Annotated in this window: 14 protein-coding genes; 8 read left to right on the forward strand and 6 right to left on the reverse strand. The window is 56.2% G+C overall.

Annotated features, from left to right (window positions below; genetic code table 11):
* Positions 1-68: 68 nt before the first annotated feature.
* From ACPOL_RS14680 to ACPOL_RS14690, 3 genes are read right to left on the reverse strand one after another with little or no spacing between them, the layout of a single operon-like run.
* Positions 69-1,241, reverse strand: coding sequence for an L-rhamnonate dehydratase (locus ACPOL_RS14680; protein WP_114207715.1), 1,173 nt, complete (start codon positions 1,239-1,241; stop codon positions 69-71).
* A gap of 9 nt (positions 1,242-1,250) precedes the next feature.
* Complete coding sequence (locus ACPOL_RS14685) at positions 1,251-2,534, reverse strand: MFS transporter (RefSeq protein ID WP_236657481.1); 1,284 nt, start codon at positions 2,532-2,534, stop codon at positions 1,251-1,253.
* Between the two features lie 39 nt (positions 2,535-2,573).
* Positions 2,574-3,680, reverse strand: coding sequence for an SMP-30/gluconolactonase/LRE family protein (locus tag ACPOL_RS14690; RefSeq protein WP_236657482.1), 1,107 nt, complete (start codon positions 3,678-3,680; stop codon positions 2,574-2,576).
* A 266-nt stretch (positions 3,681-3,946) separates the two neighbouring features.
* Between ACPOL_RS14690 and ACPOL_RS14695 the strand changes: the two genes are divergently transcribed.
* A complete protein-coding gene (locus ACPOL_RS14695) occupies positions 3,947-5,248 on the forward strand; it encodes an MFS transporter (protein WP_114207716.1) in 1,302 nt (433 codons plus the stop codon).
* 142 nt (positions 5,249-5,390) lie between these two features.
* Positions 5,391-5,630 (forward strand): hypothetical protein, encoded by a 240-nt coding sequence (locus tag ACPOL_RS14700; RefSeq protein WP_114207717.1) that lies wholly within the window; start codon positions 5,391-5,393, stop codon positions 5,628-5,630.
* A gap of 135 nt (positions 5,631-5,765) precedes the next feature.
* Here the strand turns inward: ACPOL_RS14700 and ACPOL_RS14705 are convergent, their stop codons facing one another.
* Together ACPOL_RS14705 and ACPOL_RS14710 are read right to left on the reverse strand one after the other, a co-directional pair.
* A complete protein-coding gene (locus ACPOL_RS14705; protein ID WP_114207718.1) occupies positions 5,766-6,653 on the reverse strand; it encodes an aldo/keto reductase in 888 nt (295 codons plus the stop codon).
* Between the two features lie 135 nt (positions 6,654-6,788).
* Positions 6,789-7,457: a TetR/AcrR family transcriptional regulator gene (locus tag ACPOL_RS14710; RefSeq protein WP_114207719.1), complete on the reverse strand. Its 669-nt coding sequence runs from the start codon at positions 7,455-7,457 to the stop codon at positions 6,789-6,791.
* An 86-nt stretch (positions 7,458-7,543) separates the two neighbouring features.
* On the opposite strand from ACPOL_RS14710, the gene ACPOL_RS14715 reads away from it, so the two are divergent.
* The 4 genes from ACPOL_RS14715 to ACPOL_RS14725 are packed head-to-tail and all read left to right on the forward strand — an operon-like array spanning position 7,544 to position 12,578.
* Complete coding sequence (locus ACPOL_RS14715; protein WP_114207720.1) at positions 7,544-8,461, forward strand: aldo/keto reductase family oxidoreductase; 918 nt, start codon at positions 7,544-7,546, stop codon at positions 8,459-8,461.
* An 11-nt stretch (positions 8,462-8,472) separates the two neighbouring features.
* Positions 8,473-8,637 (forward strand): hypothetical protein, encoded by a 165-nt coding sequence (locus ACPOL_RS33565; protein WP_161557366.1) that lies wholly within the window; start codon positions 8,473-8,475, stop codon positions 8,635-8,637.
* A 47-nt stretch (positions 8,638-8,684) separates the two neighbouring features.
* Positions 8,685-9,893, forward strand: coding sequence for a D-mannonate dehydratase ManD (gene manD / locus ACPOL_RS14720; RefSeq protein WP_114210836.1), 1,209 nt, complete (start codon positions 8,685-8,687; stop codon positions 9,891-9,893).
* A gap of 48 nt (positions 9,894-9,941) precedes the next feature.
* The gene (locus ACPOL_RS14725) at positions 9,942-12,578 is read left to right on the forward strand and encodes an alpha-glucuronidase family glycosyl hydrolase (protein WP_114207721.1); all 2,637 of its coding nucleotides are present in this window, start codon (positions 9,942-9,944) and stop codon (positions 12,576-12,578) included.
* 43 nt (positions 12,579-12,621) lie between these two features.
* Here ACPOL_RS14725 and ACPOL_RS14730 read toward each other — a convergent pair whose 3' ends face one another.
* Positions 12,622-14,154 (reverse strand): glucuronyl esterase domain-containing protein, encoded by a 1,533-nt coding sequence (locus ACPOL_RS14730; RefSeq protein WP_236657483.1) that lies wholly within the window; start codon positions 14,152-14,154, stop codon positions 12,622-12,624.
* Between the two features lie 440 nt (positions 14,155-14,594).
* On the opposite strand from ACPOL_RS14730, the gene ACPOL_RS14735 reads away from it, so the two are divergent.
* Complete coding sequence (locus ACPOL_RS14735; protein ID WP_114207722.1) at positions 14,595-16,046, forward strand: dihydrolipoyl dehydrogenase family protein; 1,452 nt, start codon at positions 14,595-14,597, stop codon at positions 16,044-16,046.
* A 91-nt stretch (positions 16,047-16,137) separates the two neighbouring features.
* The gene (locus ACPOL_RS14740) at positions 16,138-17,025 is read left to right on the forward strand and encodes a class II fructose-bisphosphate aldolase (RefSeq protein WP_114210838.1); all 888 of its coding nucleotides are present in this window, start codon (positions 16,138-16,140) and stop codon (positions 17,023-17,025) included.
* Positions 17,026-17,110: the final 85 nt, after the last annotated feature.

Raw genomic sequence — 17,110 nt, forward strand, 5'->3', positions numbered from 1 at the left:
CGGGAGTTTCGGATCCCCAAGCAGCCAGATGAAAACAATCTGTTTCCCCGGACCGTAGCAGCCAGCGTTTATCCAATCACCGTAAATTGCTTCAGAGATTCTTCATTCACGGTGAGACCGAGCCCCGGTTTGTGCTCATCCAAGTCGATATAACCATCGACTGGCAGCGGCTCTCCGTCGAAGATGTACCAGAAGAGTTCATTGCCCACTTCGACATCCACCTTAGGGAAGAATTCCGCGATCGGCGAATTTAAGCTTGCCATGACTACGTGGTAATTATGCATTTGCCCGGCATGCGGCACTACGGGGACTTGGAAGGATTCGGCCAAGGCTGAAATTTTGCGCGCCTGACTGATGCCTCCGACCCGGTTTGTATCGAATTGGATGTAGTCCACCGCATTGTTCTCAAGGAGTTCGCGAAAGCCAAAGACTGTGAACTCATGCTCGCCACCAGCGATAGGAACGCGGCCATGGCTTTTCAACTCTCTATAGCCTCGGGTGTCATCAGGAATGACCGGCTCTTCAAGCCAGCGAAGGTGAAAGGGCTCAATGAGGGGCAGCATCCGTTTCGCATAATCGAGCGTCCAGCCCATGTAAGCGTCCGCCATGAGGTCGACTTCATTACCTATCACCTCCCGTACCGCCCGCAGCAGTTCGACATTTTTTTGCATACCCATGGCGCCATCGATTGGTCCCCAGCCAAAACGAAGCTTCATGGCTTGATAGCCTTCGTCCTTGTACTTCTGCGCCTCCTTGCGAAGTTCGGGAAGAGGCATAGCATAGAGCCAGCTGGCGTAGACGGGTATCTTGTCCTTGGTTTGCCCTCCCAGCAGGCGGAAGACAGGCTGCCTGGCGTCCTTGCCGAGCAGATCCCACAGCGCGATATCGATAGCAGAAATTCCCGCCATGGCGACGCCCTTTCGCCCAAAGGCCATAGTGCGGCGATACATCTGCTGCCAAAGATATTCAGTGTCCCAAGGATCGGCTCCAATCAAGAGAGGCTCCAGATAAGTGTCGATCAGGGTTTTCGTTACTAGAGGAGAGAGTGCCGCATTTCCCAAGCCGACCAGCCCGTTGTCGGTAAAGATCTCAACCAGCACCCAGCCATGGAAGGCAAAGTTGGCCATCGATGGCTGCCGAAAGGCGATCAGATCGAGGGGATTTGTGCAGAAATGAGGCGGCAAAGGCAGAGTCTCACCTTGCCACTGCACAACCCGAGTGCGCACTTCGGTTATTTTCATGCGTGGCTCTCAATTTCCCGGCATGCTTCGTAGCTTTTGGTTCAAGGGGCGGAGAAAAAGGATGATTCCGCCGGACAGAATAAGTGATATCGACATGAGCAGAAAGCCGGCACGGGAGTTACCAGTCAAAGCCTGCAGCAGTCCGACGACCCAGGAACCCACGAAGGCGCCTAAAGCGCCACAGCAATTGACCAGGGCAAGTACCTCTCCAACCACATTCCTGGGGAGCGTCTCTGGAATGATCGCCCAAAAAGGGCCGTAGGGCGCATACATGCAGCCGCCGGCAAGGATCAGAAAACCATAGGCCCACCAAAAACTGTGCGCGGCGGTCAGGTAGGAGCCGAGCAGCGCGATCCCCGACAGCACCAGGAATGGCCAGACGAAGCGCTTCCGGCTTAGAGTGCGATCGGAAGCATACGATACCACCAGCATGAGGATGATCGCCAGTAAGTAGGGAACGGCGCTGAGCAAGCCAACTGTCTCGATGCCTTGAGACATCCCGGCATGGATGATCGTCGGCAGCCACAATACGAAGCCGTACAGGCCGACGCTCCAGCAGAAAAATTGCAGGCACAACAGCAACACGCTGGGTTTGCGCAAGGCTGCTCCGAGGTTGGAAGTCAGCGGAATTGCCCGCTGCTCCAGCGCCAGTTCCCGCGTGAGCTGGCTGCAGCTGTCTGGGCTCAACCAGGAGACCTGCTCCGGACGATCGCGGGCCACGAGCAGCCAGACAAAAGCCCACACGACCGACGGAAGTCCTTCAATGACAAAGGCCATCTGCCAGCCTACGGCCTTGATTAAGTATCCAGTAGCAGCAGACATCCACAGGACGGTGATGGGGTTGCCAAGGATGAGGATGGTGTTGGCGCGAGAACGCTCTGCGCGGCTAAACCAATTCGTGAGGAGGATCAGCATGGCGGGAAAGATCAGGCTTTCGGCCACGCCTAGAAGCAGGCGATCCAAGGCAAGCAGCCAGAACTCGCGGATGACTCCGGTCAACGCCGCCAGCAAGCCCCAGGCAATCAGTGAATAGAAGACGAGCCGGGTGACGCTTCTGCGCCGCGCGTAGGCCGCGCCCGGCACCTGAAATAAGAAATATCCCAGAAAGAAGAGCGAGCCCAGAAAGGCCGATCGGGAATTACTGATATTGAGCGTCTTGGCCAGCCCGGCCGCGGCTCCAAACCCGTAATTTGCGCGGTCGAGATAGGCAAGACTGTAAGTGACGAAAACGGCGGGCAACAGGTAGAACCACCGCCGCCGCAGCTGTCTGTGGACCAGCTCCGTGTTTTCCACCTGCCGATCCAGCACACAAGAGTTATAGCAGCTTTTTGGCTATCGGACCTTTGGAACGATGCCTGGAACATTGAGTGCGATTCTGTAGACGCTCGAACTCGCGGTGATGTAGAGCGTCTTGGAATCAGCCCCTCCCCACGCGACATTGCCGACTTTTTCTGGAACGTCGATTGTCCCCAGGTGCTTGCCGTCCGGCGAAAAGATCCAGACGCCTCCCGGACCGGCGCTGTAGAGATTCCCTTGCACATCGACCTTCATTCCGTCGGGAGATCCGGGCCGCGGATCGGAACTTGCGTCAAAAAACAACTTGCCGTCCGTCACTGTGCCGTCAGCCTTGAGCGTATAGCGCATCCAAATCTTCTTTGGCTCGGAGTTGTTGACATAAAGATATTTTTCGTCCGGGGAAAAGACGATTCCGTTGGGGCGAGGCAAGTCTTGAATTAGGAGCTGTAGCTTATTCCGGGAGGGGGGAACGCCCGGCTTCTGGTCGGTGGCGCCGGGGATTCGGTAAACGCCGTTCATCTGAAGCTGTTTGGCAGGATCATTGTCTTTTTGCGTGCGAAGCCCGTACGGCGGATCAGTGAAATAGAGCGACCCATCGGACTTGTACACCAGGTCGTTCGGACTGTTCAGTTGTTTGCCCTGATAGTTATCCGCCAGAATCGTGATCTGGGCTTTTGAGTCGATCTGCTCCAGTCTCCACACATTCCGCCGGGCATGGCCTGCTACGGTGAGCCTGCCTCTCTCGTCGAGTGTCATACCATTGGAACCGGGCTCTGGGCCGCCATATGGCGAAGACCCTTTGTATCCGCTTGGCTGCAGAAACAGGCTCACCTCACCGCCTGGCGTCCACTTGCGAATGCTGTTGCTGGGAATTTCGGCGAACAAGAGGTAGCCAGCGGGAATCCAGACCGGTCCTTCCGTCCATGTAAAGCCACCAGCTACTTTTTCAAGAGTTGCTCGATCGGGGACAATCGCTTCGAGGGCAGGATCTAGGCGTTCTACGGTCGGAGCGCTCATGCTGGATGATGAGGCATCGGGCTTTCCCTGGGAATCAGCAGTAGGGCTGGACTTGACTGGTGCCTTGGTGGAGCAACCGAGAGCCAGATACATCCCGACGCTGACAATTGTACTAAGACTGAGCATTTGAAAAGATCTGGATCGTATCACTCCACCTTCTCCTCTTTGCTGACGACAAACGTTTGCCACGCCGGTGTGACCGTCGGCTAGACAAACGACATTCAGAGACATCGGGAACTTTGAACAGCGCCGATTCTACATCAACGGCTGCTCAAGACCCGTTCCTAGTAGACAATCAGTTGCACGAGAATTGCGCACGGATCAAAAGGACTGCTCTACACTGGACAAGTCTGTCGCATCGCCACGGACGGCATCGGGTCGTTGAATCGAGCATGGCTCTTAACTCAAGGCCTGACAAGCCACGCCGCATCTCGAGAATCCAAATTGTCGCCGTCGCCATCTTGTCCCTCGCAGGGGTCGTCAACTACATCGATCGCGGCTCTCTCGCCATTGCGAATACCACCATTCGTGCGGATCTCGGGATCTCTGCTACTCGCATGGGTGCTTTGCTGTCGATCTTCTCGCTGGCTTATGCGATCTCTCAACTCCCAATGGGAGTAATTCTGGATCGTCTCAGCGAGCGCAAGGTGCTGGGCGCCGGCATTTTTCTTTGGTCTTTGACTCAGACGGCGACCGGCTTCGTCCGCGGGTTTAATTCTTTCGTGGCGGCGCGGATAGGCCTGGCGATTGGGGAGTCGCCATTCGTCGTCTCGGCGGTCAAGACGGTGAACGATTGGTTTGATGTCCGAGATCGTGCCACCCCGATGGGGATTGTTAACTCCGCTACCACGATTGGTCAGGCTATTGCTCCGCCGATTCTTACTTCGGCAATGCTGGCGTTTGGCTGGAGGGGTATGTTCATGCTGATTGGGATTCCGGGTCTGCTTCTCTCTGTGGTCTGGTACGTCTTTTACCGCGATCGCAAGGAGGTGGCCTTGAATGATGCCGAAAGAGCATACCTTGAAGCTTCTGGTACGCGGAGTCAGCTCTCTCGCCTCTCCTTGTCCCAATGGCTAGGCCTGTTTCGTTTGCGAACCATGTGGGGGATGATGCTTGGGTTTGGCGGGATCAACTATACAGTCTGGCTTTACATGTCCTGGATGCCAAACTACCTTGAAGCAGAACATCATGTAAGTGTTAAGGCCACCGGCTTCCTTGCAATTATTCCTTTCTCTTGCGGTGCGGTGGGGATGTTACTCAGCGGCATCCTCGCCGACGCGCTGGTGCGCCGGGGTGTCGCTCCCGTCAAGACCCACAAAATCCTGCTTATCTCAGGAATGACTTGCTCTGCGATGTGTACTTTACTTGTGCCCTACCTTGCCGGGGCAACCAGTGCGGCCTTCGGGATCGGGACCGCGCTTTTTTTCATTTATGTTGCAGGAAATTCAGGATGGGGCCTGATCCAGTCCATGGCGCCGGCCGGAATCATGGCTTCGGCAGCATCCATCCAAAATTTTGGTAGCTTCGTGTGCGCTTCCGCTGCACCCCTGCTGACTGGATGGCTGCTCGATCGGACACACTCGTTCCATTTAACACTGGCAATCTGTTCCCTGGTTTCGGTCCTAGGCGCGCTCTCCTACCTCTTCCTTGTCAAGGCTCCTATTGTGGTCTCTGGCCTCGAAGCGGCAGAGTAACATCAGCTTGTTTCATACCTTGGTTGAACTCGGCCATACCTCGTTGGCGTTAACGTCGGGGCATTGACTTACTTGCAATTGCTGTAAGTGGATCATCGACAAAACGCAACAACGGATTACTCCAACGTTGATACAATCAAGTATGCAAACAAACCGAATCATCGCCGAACTCGATGCTGAGATAGCCCGACTCCAGGAAATCAAGAGCGTACTATCTGGGACAACTCCAACCGCCGCGAAGCGCAAGCCAGGAAGGCCGCGCCTTGTGGCTGCACCTGCCGCGAAGACGCGTCAGCTCTCCACCGAGGCGCGCGCGCGAATTGCCGCAGCTCAGAAAGCGCGATGGGCCAAGGCGAGAAAGGCTGCAAAGGCCACGGCATAAAGAATGGCCGCTTGGGGCGGCCATGTCGTATACCAGTCGTTTATGGAAGACCTAGCGAGGGCTGACCTTGGGGCGGCTTTCGCGCGAGTTAAGACCACCGTCTACCTTGCTGCGAGGTGGCTCTCCTCTGGAGGATCAGCCGCGAAGGCTGACCGGCGTATGCGGAACGGACGACAATTCGTGATAGATCGAGTCTGGTAACTGGATCCCGGCAGCAGCAGTGTTTTCTTCCAAATGCTTGATTGATGAAGTGCCAGGGATTGGAAGAATGACCTTCGATCTTTTCAGCAGCCAGGCCAGCGCGACCTGAAGAGGAGTCGCGTTGAGTTCATTGGATGCTTTGCTGATGGCATCGTGAGCTTTCTTCGCCTGACCCAGAGGAGCCCACGGTAGAAACGCGATATTGTTCTCTTCACAGTAATCGACAATGAAGTCCGATTCGCGGTCGGCAAAGCTATAGCGGTTCTGTACAGAGACTATCGGAACGATCTTACGGGCGCGCTCGACATGTTCCCGAGTTACGTTCGAGAGACCGACGTGACGGATCTTTCCCTCCTCTCGGAGCTTGGCCAGAGCTTCGACGGATGCTTCGAATGAGACAGCGTTGTCAGGAGCATGGAGCTGATGAACATCAATCCGGTCGAGACGCAAACGCTTCAAACTCCCCTCCAGAGCTTCGGTGAGATGCTTGGGGCTGGCATTGTGCGTCCATTGGCCGGGGCCGGGTCGCTCCCAACCGCCCTTGGTGGCGATCACCAGGTTTGGTGGATACGGATAGAGCGCCTCGGCAATAAGCTCCTCCGAGGTGCCCGGACCGTACGAGTCAGCTGTATCGATGAGATTAATATCGAGTTCAACAGTCCTGCGCAAGGTAGCAAGAGCTGCCTCTTTGTCTGCCGGCGGTCCCCAAATTCCCTCGCCGGTAATGCGCATTGCGCCATATCCGAGCCGATTGACCACAAGGTCGCCACCGATCGTAAACGTGCCGGCGGCTGCAGCAGACAGAACTTGCTCCGTACTCATTGAATTCTCCTTTGTCGAATGATGGATCTGGTGGTTAGGTGTTTTCCTGCACGGCCAGGTTGCCTTCCGTGAAGTCTACCCATCGGTACCCAAGACCCGCAAGCAGAGGCTTTCCCGGGATGAAGTCTGGACTCATTAACGATCGGACTGAGCAGCATTCGGCTGCAGACAGTGGCCGACGGAACACGCCTCCAGATAGGTACACACGAAGAAGGTGAGTTCTTGCCGCAGTATGTCGAACTGCTCCCCGGGCGCACTGGATTCTAGCAATCTACGACTAACTCCAGCCATGGCGCCTTGCAGCATGGCAGCTACCAATTGCGGCTCTTTGGTCAGCGGCTCGCAGGAACTTTCCAGCATGGCGACGATCGCCCTGTTGGACCGTGCTCCCGTATGCTGCAGGATCTTCGCTCCGTCCACATCGGAACCCACCGAGTAGAGAGCGACACTGGTTTTCACATCCCTCATCTTGGCCTGAAGGAAGGCAGTGACGAGAGCACTTGCCATTTGCCGGAGAGTGTTACCCTGCCGTTCTTGACAGACTGTTTCGACCGCCTCGGTGACCTCGTCGAGGTGGCGCTTCAAAACCGCCCGCAGCAGCGAACTTTTGTTGGGAAAGTACTGATACAACGTTCCTACAGAAACGCCCGCCCGCAGAGCCACTCGGGTTGTGGTCAACCGCTCCTTCCCGACGTCCAATAAAACCTGAATGGTGGCTTCGAGAATGGCATCGACGCTTGCAGCCGACCGCGCCTGCACCGGGGATTTACGCGGTTCCAAGAGTACATGGGCAAGTCGAGGCAAATGCGAACTCCCAACCAGAAGCTTATTTCATCTAATCACAAGCAAGCAGGCTTACGATGAATGATGACAGAACACAGGAGCATAAGATGACGAACCATATAGACCTTGGCGGCGGCTTTACACTTCCCCATACATCGCTGACATTGAATCGCATGGGCTATGGCGCGATGCAGCTTGCCGGTCCGCAGGTGTGGGGACCGCCACGTGACCTCGACAGTGCGGTTGCCGTTCTGCGCGAGGCAGTTGCGTCCGGCGTGAACCACATCGATACCAGCGACTTCTATGGTCCCCATGTTACCAACCAGATCATCAAGCAGGCGCTCCATCCCTACACGGATGGGCTGGTGATTGTCACCAAGGTGGGGGCACGCCGTGGCGAAGACAAATCCTGGATTCATGCTTTATCACCGCAGGAATTGACGGATGCGGTCCACGATAATCTCCGCAACCTTGGCATCGACAAGCTTGATGTTGTCAATCTGAGGGTCGGAGGGGTGATGGGTCCATCGGCCGAATCGATTGAAGCGCCGCTTACTGTGCTGGTCGAGCTTAAGCGGCAGGGTCTGATCTCTCATCTCGGACTCAGCAACATCAGTCCTCAACAGTTAGCTGAGGCGCAGAAGATTACCGAGATTGTCTGCGTACAGAACCTGTATAACATCGCGCAGAGAAGCGACGACGCTTTTATCGATGACCTCGCAGGGCAGGGCATCGCTTACGTGCCGTTCTTCCCTCTGGGAGGCTTCAATCCCTTACAGTCTTTGGCTCTGGACAAGGCCGCGGCTTCGCTCGATATCACACCAATGCAGATCGCGCTCGCGTGGCTGCTTCATCGCTCGCCGAACATTCTCTTAATACCTGGGACCTCTTCTCCCGAACACCTTCGCGAAAATCTCAAAGCCGCAACGATACAGCTTGCCCCCGAGATTCTTGCCGATCTGGATTCGATTGGCAAGGACACCGCGGACGCCCACAATGCTTACGGCAGCCTGAGAACAGCGTAGTGCTCGGAGAGATGTCGGCGAAGATGTCGATCGCGCAGTATCAGAAGTTGGGGATTCTTCGCGATTTCCATAGGGTTGGATCGAGTGACGAGGCGCTTACCGGTTCCATGAGTTGGGAGCGCCTCACTATGCCTCGGCCGGGGGAGCTGACGCCGGCGATCGCGTTGCCGGTATAGTGAGAATCGAAGACGTATCGAGCACGGAAGATTCGGGGACGCTCCTATTGAAGATTGTTGCTGCGCGGTTGATCGTTTGCTCGCCGGGCCGGAACTTTGTCACGCTGCGCGTGGATACGGACGAGGGTGTATCCGGCCTGGGTGATGCTACGCTGAATGGCCGAGAACTCGCGGTCGCGTCGTACCTTGAAGACCACGTTATTCCTTGCCTCATAGGCCGCAACCCGGCGCAGACCGAAGAGGTGTGGCAATACCTGTATCGTGGAGCCTACTGGCGCCGCGGGCCAATCACCATGACGGCCATCGCCGCGGTCGATATGGCCTTGTGGGACATTAAAGGGAAGGCGCTGAATACCCCGGTCTATAACCTTCTCGGCGGTGCGAGCCGCCACGGCTGCCTGGTGTACGCTCATGCCAATGGCGCCGATATTGCCGAGACCATTGACTCCGTGCAAAAGCACGTTGCGGAAGGCTACCTGGCAGTTCGGGCCCAGGCAGGCGTTCCCGGCATCGCCTCCAGTTATGGCGTTCCGAAAGGCGGCAAACCGTATGAACCAGCTGAGCGCGGCCTGCCGAGCGAGAGCCTCTGGTCGACCGAACGCTATTTGAACTTTGCTCCCAAACTATTTGAAGAGTTGCGGAAGGCCGCGGGAGAGAATCTTCACTTGCTGCACGACGTCCATCACCGGCTTACTCCGATCGAGGCGGCGCGGCTCGGCAAATCGCTCGAACCGTACCACCTTTTCTGGATGGAAGACCCAGTGCCGGCAGAGCTTCAGGATGGATTCGCTTTGATTCGCAGTCACACCACCGTTCCGCTCGCGACGGGTGAAGTCTTCAATACGATTTGGGACTGCAAGGAACTCATTGAGAGACAACTCATCGATTACATCCGCATGGCCGTCGTCCATGGCGGCGGCATCACTCCGGCTCGCAAGGTAGCCGACTTCGCTGCTCTCTACCATGTGCGTACTGGATATCATGGTGCTACCGATCTCAGCCCGGTGACGATGGCTGCGGCACTCCACCTGGGGTTGGCTGTTCACAACTTCGGGATCCAGGAGCATATGCCGCATTCTGGGCTCGTCGATGAAGTTTTTCCACACGAGTATCGTTTTGAAGCTGGGTATATGCATCCAGGAGAAAAACCCGGCCTGGGCGTCGAAATCGACGAGTCTCGGGCGGCCCGGTATCCTTACCAGCGCGCCTACCTGCCAATCGCCCGCAAGCTGGACGGGACACTCACAGACTGGTGAGGCGCACCGAGGTATCGACCCAGCGAAGGTGCGAGTAAAGGAGTTTCGATGCGACTTTTTGTTCGCCTCAGCGCACTCGCGATCCTACTTACAGGGTGCGGGGTTTGGGCTGAAGATGGATCTGCCGCGTGGCTTCGGTATGCACCGGTAGAAGCCGCCAAGTACGAGGGAGTACCCTCCCGCATCGTTGTGCTGGGGAACTCTGTTGTTGAGCGCGCCGCCGGGGCCGAACTTGCCAAGGGACTGAGTGCGATGTTGGCGCGTCCCTTTACCTGGAGCGTTCAACCATTCCAGTTCGGCGCCGCGAGTACAAATGCGATTCTGTTAGGTTCTTACCGCTCGCTCGGGGATCACACGATGGACGAGGCATCCTCATCCATGCCCGGCACTGACCGATACAGCATCCGCTTCTCACGCCAGCGAGGCAGTCATCGGGTATTGATCGCCGGCAGCTCTCCTCAAGCCGAGCTTTACGGGGCCTTCCATCTGCTGGAAGAGATCGGCGCCGATCGAGTGATACCAGAGCACGAGACGCAGGTTGCATCCGCCGCAATCCGTTGGACTGATGAGTGGGACAATCTCGACGGAACCATCGAGCGGGGCTATGCTGGTCCTTCATTTTTTTTTAAAGATGGACACGTACTGCAGGACCTAACGCGGGCTTCAGACTATGCTCGCCTCTTATCGTCGGTTGGCATCAATGGATGCAACGTTAACAACGTGAATGCGGATCTTGATCTGCTCAGCTCGGAACACCTGAGGGAATATGCGCGTATTGCCGACGCCTTCCGTCCCTGGGGAGTGAAGCTTGCATTAAGTGTCGACCTCACCGCGCCCCAGATCGTCGGTGGGCTGCCGAGCTTTGATCCTCTCGATCCAACTGTGGTCGCTTGGTGGAAACAAAAGGTGGATGAGATCTACACCCTCATCCCCGACTTCGGAGGGTTTACTGTCAAGGCTGATTCTGAAGGCCGGTTGGGTCCCTCTAAGTATGGACGATCCCCGGCCGATGCGGCCAATGTGCTGGCGCGTGCCTTAGCGCCGCATGGCGGAGTGGTGCTTTACCGAGGCTTCGTTTACAACAACCATCTCGATTGGCGTGATCCAAAAGCCGACCGCGCCCGGGCTGGGGTCGACAATTTTGTTCGCTTCGATGGCCAGTTTGATTCCAATGTCGTGATCCAGATCAAAGAGGGCCCCATCGATTTTCAGGCCCGCGAACCGGTGAGCCCTCTCTTCGCCGCATTGCGCCAGACCAACATGGCAATTGAGCTGCAGACCTCCCAGGAGTACACCGGGCAGCAACGCCACATGATATGGCTGCCGAGCATGTGGAAGTGGGTGCTGGATACGGACCTACAGGCGGACAACCGCCATACTCCAGTTAAGCAGATCGTGGAGGGCCGGAGCTTTCCGCGCCCAGACGGAAAGTCCCGGCTGGGAGGCTTCATCTCCGTCACGAACGCCGGCGCAGAAGCCAATTGGCTGCACCATCCCATGGCCATGGCCAACCTCTATGGATTTGGGAAGCTGGCCTGGAATCCGGACGAGCCGTTAAGCAGCATCATCGACACTTGGACTCGACTAACCTGGGGCAATGATCCACGCGTGGATCAAGTCATCGATGCTTTGCAGTTGCATAGTTGGCAGGTGTATGAGGGCTACACCGGTCCGAATGGAATGGGAACCTTGACCAACATACTTGGCTACCACTTTGGCCCGGGCATTGAATCGGCGGAACGCAATGGATGGGGGCAATGGTTTCGAGGAGAAAAGGATGGAATCGGCATGGATCGTACCGCAGCAGGAACCGGGTTTGCCCAGCAATATCCGCCGTCGCTGGCGGCGAAGTATGACTCCATCGAGAGCTGTCCAGAGAATCTCCTGCTGTTCTTCCATCACGTTCCCTATGACCACAGACTTCGCAGTGGTAAAACTCTGGTGCAGTCGATCTATGACACGCATTATCTGAGCGCCCGTGCGGCCGGGGAGTATGTTCCCCAATGGATGACCTTAAAGGGGCTTGTTGATGATGATCGTTATCAATTGGTGCTGCGGCTCTTCACCTTTCAGGCTGGCCACGCGATTGTTTGGAGAGATGCTATTGACGACTGGTTCTATTGGCGCTCGCAAATTGCCGATGTCCATGGGCGTGTGGGGAACCACTCCGGTCGAATTGAGGCAGAGACCATGGCGACCGAGGGCTATCAACCGGTAGAGGTAACGCCATGGGAAACCGCGTCGGGAGGCAAAGCGGTCGTATGCCGCTTGAATTCAGGATGTTCTCTAAGTGCAGTGATCACTCAACCAGCAGGACGCTACAATGTCGCCGTGCAGTATTTCGATCTCTGGCGCGGTATCTCGAATTATCAGTTGCTTGTCAATGGAAAGGGCGTCTCTCGGTGGGCGGGAGATGATACGCTCCCGCCGGCACAGTTCGACCCTCATCTGGATGGCCAGACCTCGACGCGCTTCACCGTTCAGGATGTCTGGCTCAAGCCAGGCGACACGCTGATGCTGAAGGGTACCCCCGATCTTCGCGACGATCTTAATCGGTCTAGCAAGGAGGCGGCATCTCCAGGCGCCATCGAGGCGCACACGCTCGAGCAGCGAGACTACCGGGAGTTAGCTCCGGTCGACTACATCCAACTTGGGCCAAATGGCGCAATGACACCGCAGGAATAAAGCAAAATCGTAGTGGTCCGCCGGAGACGGCTCGAATTTTTTCCTAGGAAGGCGGCTGGTGAGTGCCGATATACTTGCCGGCCCACTGGATAAAATATTTCATGTTGGGTGCGTCCGTATGGCCTCCATCGTGTTGCCGCCACGCAAGCTCTCCTTCCAGAAGGCCCTGGTTGAAGGGCGGCATCTTCGCCGAGTGATAGTCGCCCCCAACGTCGAGTCCTCTTGCTCCGAGCAGCACAAAAACTCGACTCGCATCGACGGCAGCCATAAAGCTGCCCTCATGATCGAGCCATTTCGCGTCACCCTTTTCAGGAATTCCGTAGCTGATGAATGTAGGACGAGGCGCGCATAGCGCGATCAGTTCGTTGGAGTCAACCGGGATATCTCCAGGGGTGCTGCTCCCGAAAGTAGCCTCCGACGCCCCGTACTTGAGGAAGTTACCTGCCATCCAATAGTATTCGCTGCCGGTGAGGCTCTCGACCGCTTCGCCGAAGTTGCGCCGCAGCAGTGTTGCACCACCCTTTCCCGACGACCCTACCAGAACCATCGCAAACCGCTGATCGAAGGCCATCGTCACGAGCGCCGCTTTGCCATAGCGGGATACCCCTTCAATGCCAACATGTTTTGCATCCACCGCCGGATCAGTCTCCAGGTAATCAAGTCCACGGGCGGCGCCCCATGCCCAGGCGCGCAGAGCGCCCCAGTCCTCTGGCTTGCGAGGCTTGCCCTGATTAACCAGACCGATAATTCCCGCCCTGAGCCCGGCGCCGTCATCTGCCTGCACGCTCGCCGGATCGAACAATACGAAACCCCAGCCTGCCGCGACAAGCTGCCAGGTATTCGGAGGGTCTCCGTCGGCATTCAGCTGCGGGGGTTGGAATGGCGTGGCTTTCACCGCCTGCCACGCGGGATGATTCTCGAAGACTTCTTTGAGCGACGGATCCTGCCGGATCAGCAGCGCCTTCCATGCTGTGTTCACGCGATCCAGTTCATCGCCGGTCGGCTCGTTTGGCGCCGGGAACCCCGCACGGGCAAACATCATCAAAACCGGGACCGAGCCCTTCGCCCGGGTCGGGGTAACCAGCGTCATGTGGATCTTCACCTTGATTGAGGGATCGGATGAGTTATCGACGACGCCGACAATGTCCTTGGCGACCACCGGCGTAAAGCCGATCATCTCTCGGTCTACTGTTGTGACGGTCCACGTCACTTTCGGAGCATTGTTCGGCACTCGGCCGTAGACGTACTTTTCGAACATCTCGACAAGTTCCGGCCGGCGTACTTGCCACCAAACCTTCGCCGTTACCACCTTTGCTCCGTCGTTTCGTGTGAGCGGATCGGGCAGATTAGGATATGGATTGGCTTTGGATTCATCGTAATTGGCATGGTTCGGCGCCTTTTCGTCGCCGCTAGGCCCAGCCCTCAAGGCTTTGATTCCCAGCTGGTCCATCATGTCTTGATGGTCCTGGTCGGCGGAAACAGTAGCTTCTGGACGCTGCGCCAGCGTCGCCCGCGAAGTCATGAGCGAACATGCCACAGATAGCGATAAAAAAAACGCCTTGAGGGAACAGGGCACGCAATTTCTCCTTGGAATATGCTCGCTCACAAATGATTTACTTCAGGCCATAGTAGCTCCTGCCATAGGGATTTCAAACTGTCGCTTCATGCGGCTAGAGATTATCTTCGAAATCCGCTCTCTTTCTTGTACCGGCGATGGAGTGTAGTTGCCGACGCTGCAAGGTTGTGAATATAGCGTAAACAGCCTCCTCAGTGAGGCGTCATCAGATCAAGGTCATAGGGGGCAGTGTTAATTCATAGCGGCGTGCGGGTTCTGTGACAGGCACTGCGTCCGCTCACCGTCAAGTGTCGGGCATTGGTCTTGGATCTGTCACGCAGGGGCTCACGTCCGCCATCCGGCCCGCGCCGTAACGTGCACATGGGTGATCACTTAGGTTATAGGTTCGTTCCTGCCCGGCCTTCGGCTCCGTGGCACACCGCTTGCAACGCATTGGTGATATGGAATCCAAAGACAATAAGGAATTTCAAGCAAACGGTGCACTCCCAAGTCGCGCTTCGGAGCAATACGATCTAGTCATTTTAGGAGACGGAACGGGAGCGACGCTCGCTGCTTGGACATTCGCCAGCCAAGGACAGCGCGTCGCTGTGGTTGAGCGAAAGTACGTTGGGGGCTCATGCCCAAACATTGCCTGTCTTCCGAGCAAAAACATTATTCATAGCGCAAGAGTGTCGTCCTACTTCCGTCGAGGTAGTGAATTCGGTGCAATTGCCGATCGCTTCCACGTCGACATGCTGGCAGTGCGCACCCGAAAGCGGACTATGGTATCCGGCTTGAACGATGTATATCTCGATAACTTCAAGCAGAACGGAGCGGAATTCATTCTCGGGTCAGGACGTTTTGTAGGGCCGAAAACTCTAGAAGTCGCGCTTGGAGACGGTTCGACTCGCCGACTCCGGGGGACGAATGTGATCGTCAGCACGGGTACGAGGTCCGCCTCCAATGCGATACCGGGCCTCGCTGAGGCCCAGCCGTTGACGCACATCGAGGCGCTCGAACTGGATGCGGTGCCTGGACATCTTATTGTGATTGGCGGAGGCTATGTCGGACTGGAACTGTCGCAAGCAATGAGACGGTTCGGCAGCAAGGTAACGGTCGTTGATCGAAATGACCGTTTGTTGCACTCGGAAGACGACGATGTGACGAGTGCTCTTGCCAGCTTGTTCATGCACGAAGGCATCGACACAATTTTGAACGCGAGATTGAAGCATGTCTCTGGTAAATCAGGCACCGCGGTGACAATTGTTCTCGAGCAAGGTGGAATAGAAAAGACGCTAGTAGGCACTCATCTGCTTATTGCCGCAGGCCGACGTCCAAACACAGAAAATATTGGACTAGAGACAGCCGGGGTCGAGTTGAATGATCGCGGCTACATCAAGGTAAACGAGCGGCTCGAGACGACCGCACCGGGCATCTGGGCCATAGGCGAGGTGGCCGGAACTCCACAGTTCACCCATGTCAGCGTTGACGATTTTCGCGTCGTCCGCGACAACCTAGAAGGCGGCAATCACGTTACGACATGGAGAATAATCCCCCGCACTCTTTTTACGGACCCGGAGCTTGCACGGATCGGACTCACAGAGAATGAAGCCAAGGCGCAAAACATTGCTTATCGTTTGTTCAAAATCCCAATGGAGCGAGTCTTGCGTGCCCATACTCTCTCTGAGACCCGCGGATTTTTGAAGGCGCTGGTAGGAGTCGACAACGATTTAATTCTCGGCTTTACCGCCTTCGCTGTGGATGCCGGCGAGGTCATGGCATCTGTACAGACGGCGATGATCGCTGGGCTTCCCTATACCGCACTTCGCGATGCCATATGGTCCCACCCGACGCTTGCCGAGGGATTAAGTCCGCTGTTCTCGTCTGCGCCCACTTTGCCAACATCATCGTAATTGCAGGAATGAATCACTATCAGTAACTATGCCTCACATGATGTTTCAAGCGCGCTCGCCTCAAGCATTGAGCACGCTTAAGGAGAAGACAGTGAACGACCTCAGGGACGTCTTGGAAAAGACGCAAAGCAATGGCACCGCCATCGGCCACTTCAACATTTCCGATTGGATCTTGCTCAAAGCTGTATTTGGGTCTGCTTACGAATTAAAGGTCCCAGTCATTGTCGGGGCATCCGAAGGGGAGCGCGCGTTCTTGGGTGTTGCTCAACTCGCTGCCACGGTCAGAAGTTTGCGAGAGAAGGATGGCTTTCCCATATTCCTCAACGCCGACCATACGCACACCCTAGATAGCGCCATAGCGGCGGCGAAAGCTGGATTCGATTCCGTTGTATATGACTTGTCCGCGTTGCCGTTTGAGGAGAACGTCAAGCAGACCAAACAGGCAGTCGAGGCGTTGAAATCAATCAACCCCAGGATCCTAGTGGAAGGAGAAATTGGAAATATTGGAACGGGTTCTGATATTCATGAATCGCTGCCAGATCGCTCACTGGAACTCTCCAAGCCGGAGGAAGCAATGCAGTTCGTGGAGAGCACAGGAGTCGATGTTCTCGCGCCGGCAGTGGGCAATAGCCACGGCATGCTACAAGCCATGGTGCAAGGAGATGTGAGAAAGCACCTCGACTTGAGTCGCATCGAAGCCATTAAGCGGGCATCCAAGAGCTTCCTTACGTTGCACGGCGGCTCCGCCACAGAAGACAGCGACCTGCGGAGCGCAATCGCTGCCGGAATCAACATCATCCACATCAACACCGAACTTCGGGTTGCATGGCGGAAAGGTTTAGAAGAGGCCCTCGCCCTAATGCCGCGGGAGATTGTTCCCTACAAACTGCTTCCGTTCGTAGAAGAGTCGGTGAAGCAAGTCGTTCTAGCGCGATTGCGACTATTCAATCAACGGCAATCGGCATCAATAGCCCAATAATCAGGGGCCGAGTGGACTACTAAACCCTTTGCATGGAACTTCGGACGGACCATTCTACGAGCAATGATGATGTTCAGCTTTGGTT

It is taken from the genome of Acidisarcina polymorpha, from assembly GCF_003330725.1.
GTDB classification, from domain to species: Bacteria; Acidobacteriota; Terriglobia; order Terriglobales; family Acidobacteriaceae; genus Acidisarcina; species Acidisarcina polymorpha.

Bases quoted from the DNA above. Each gene is read 5' to 3' on its own strand.
- ACPOL_RS14695 (WP_114207716.1), top strand. From the start codon at position 3,947: ATGGCTCTTAACTCAAGGCCTGACAAGCCACGCCGCATCTCGAGAATC.
- ACPOL_RS33565 (WP_161557366.1), top strand. From the start codon at position 8,473: ATGTCGGCGAAGATGTCGATCGCGCAGTATCAGAAGTTGGGGATTCTT.
- ACPOL_RS14705 (WP_114207718.1), bottom strand. From the start codon at position 6,653: ATGAGTACGGAGCAAGTTCTGTCTGCTGCAGCCGCCGGCACGTTTACG.
- ACPOL_RS14725 (WP_114207721.1), top strand. From the start codon at position 9,942: ATGCGACTTTTTGTTCGCCTCAGCGCACTCGCGATCCTACTTACAGGG.
- ACPOL_RS14690 (WP_236657482.1), bottom strand. From the start codon at position 3,680: ATGCTCAGTCTTAGTACAATTGTCAGCGTCGGGATGTATCTGGCTCTC.
- ACPOL_RS14680 (WP_114207715.1), bottom strand. From the start codon at position 1,241: ATGAAAATAACCGAAGTGCGCACTCGGGTTGTGCAGTGGCAAGGTGAG.
- ACPOL_RS14735 (WP_114207722.1), top strand. From the start codon at position 14,595: ATGGAATCCAAAGACAATAAGGAATTTCAAGCAAACGGTGCACTCCCA.
- ACPOL_RS14700 (WP_114207717.1), top strand. From the start codon at position 5,391: ATGCAAACAAACCGAATCATCGCCGAACTCGATGCTGAGATAGCCCGA.
- ACPOL_RS14715 (WP_114207720.1), top strand. From the start codon at position 7,544: ATGACGAACCATATAGACCTTGGCGGCGGCTTTACACTTCCCCATACA.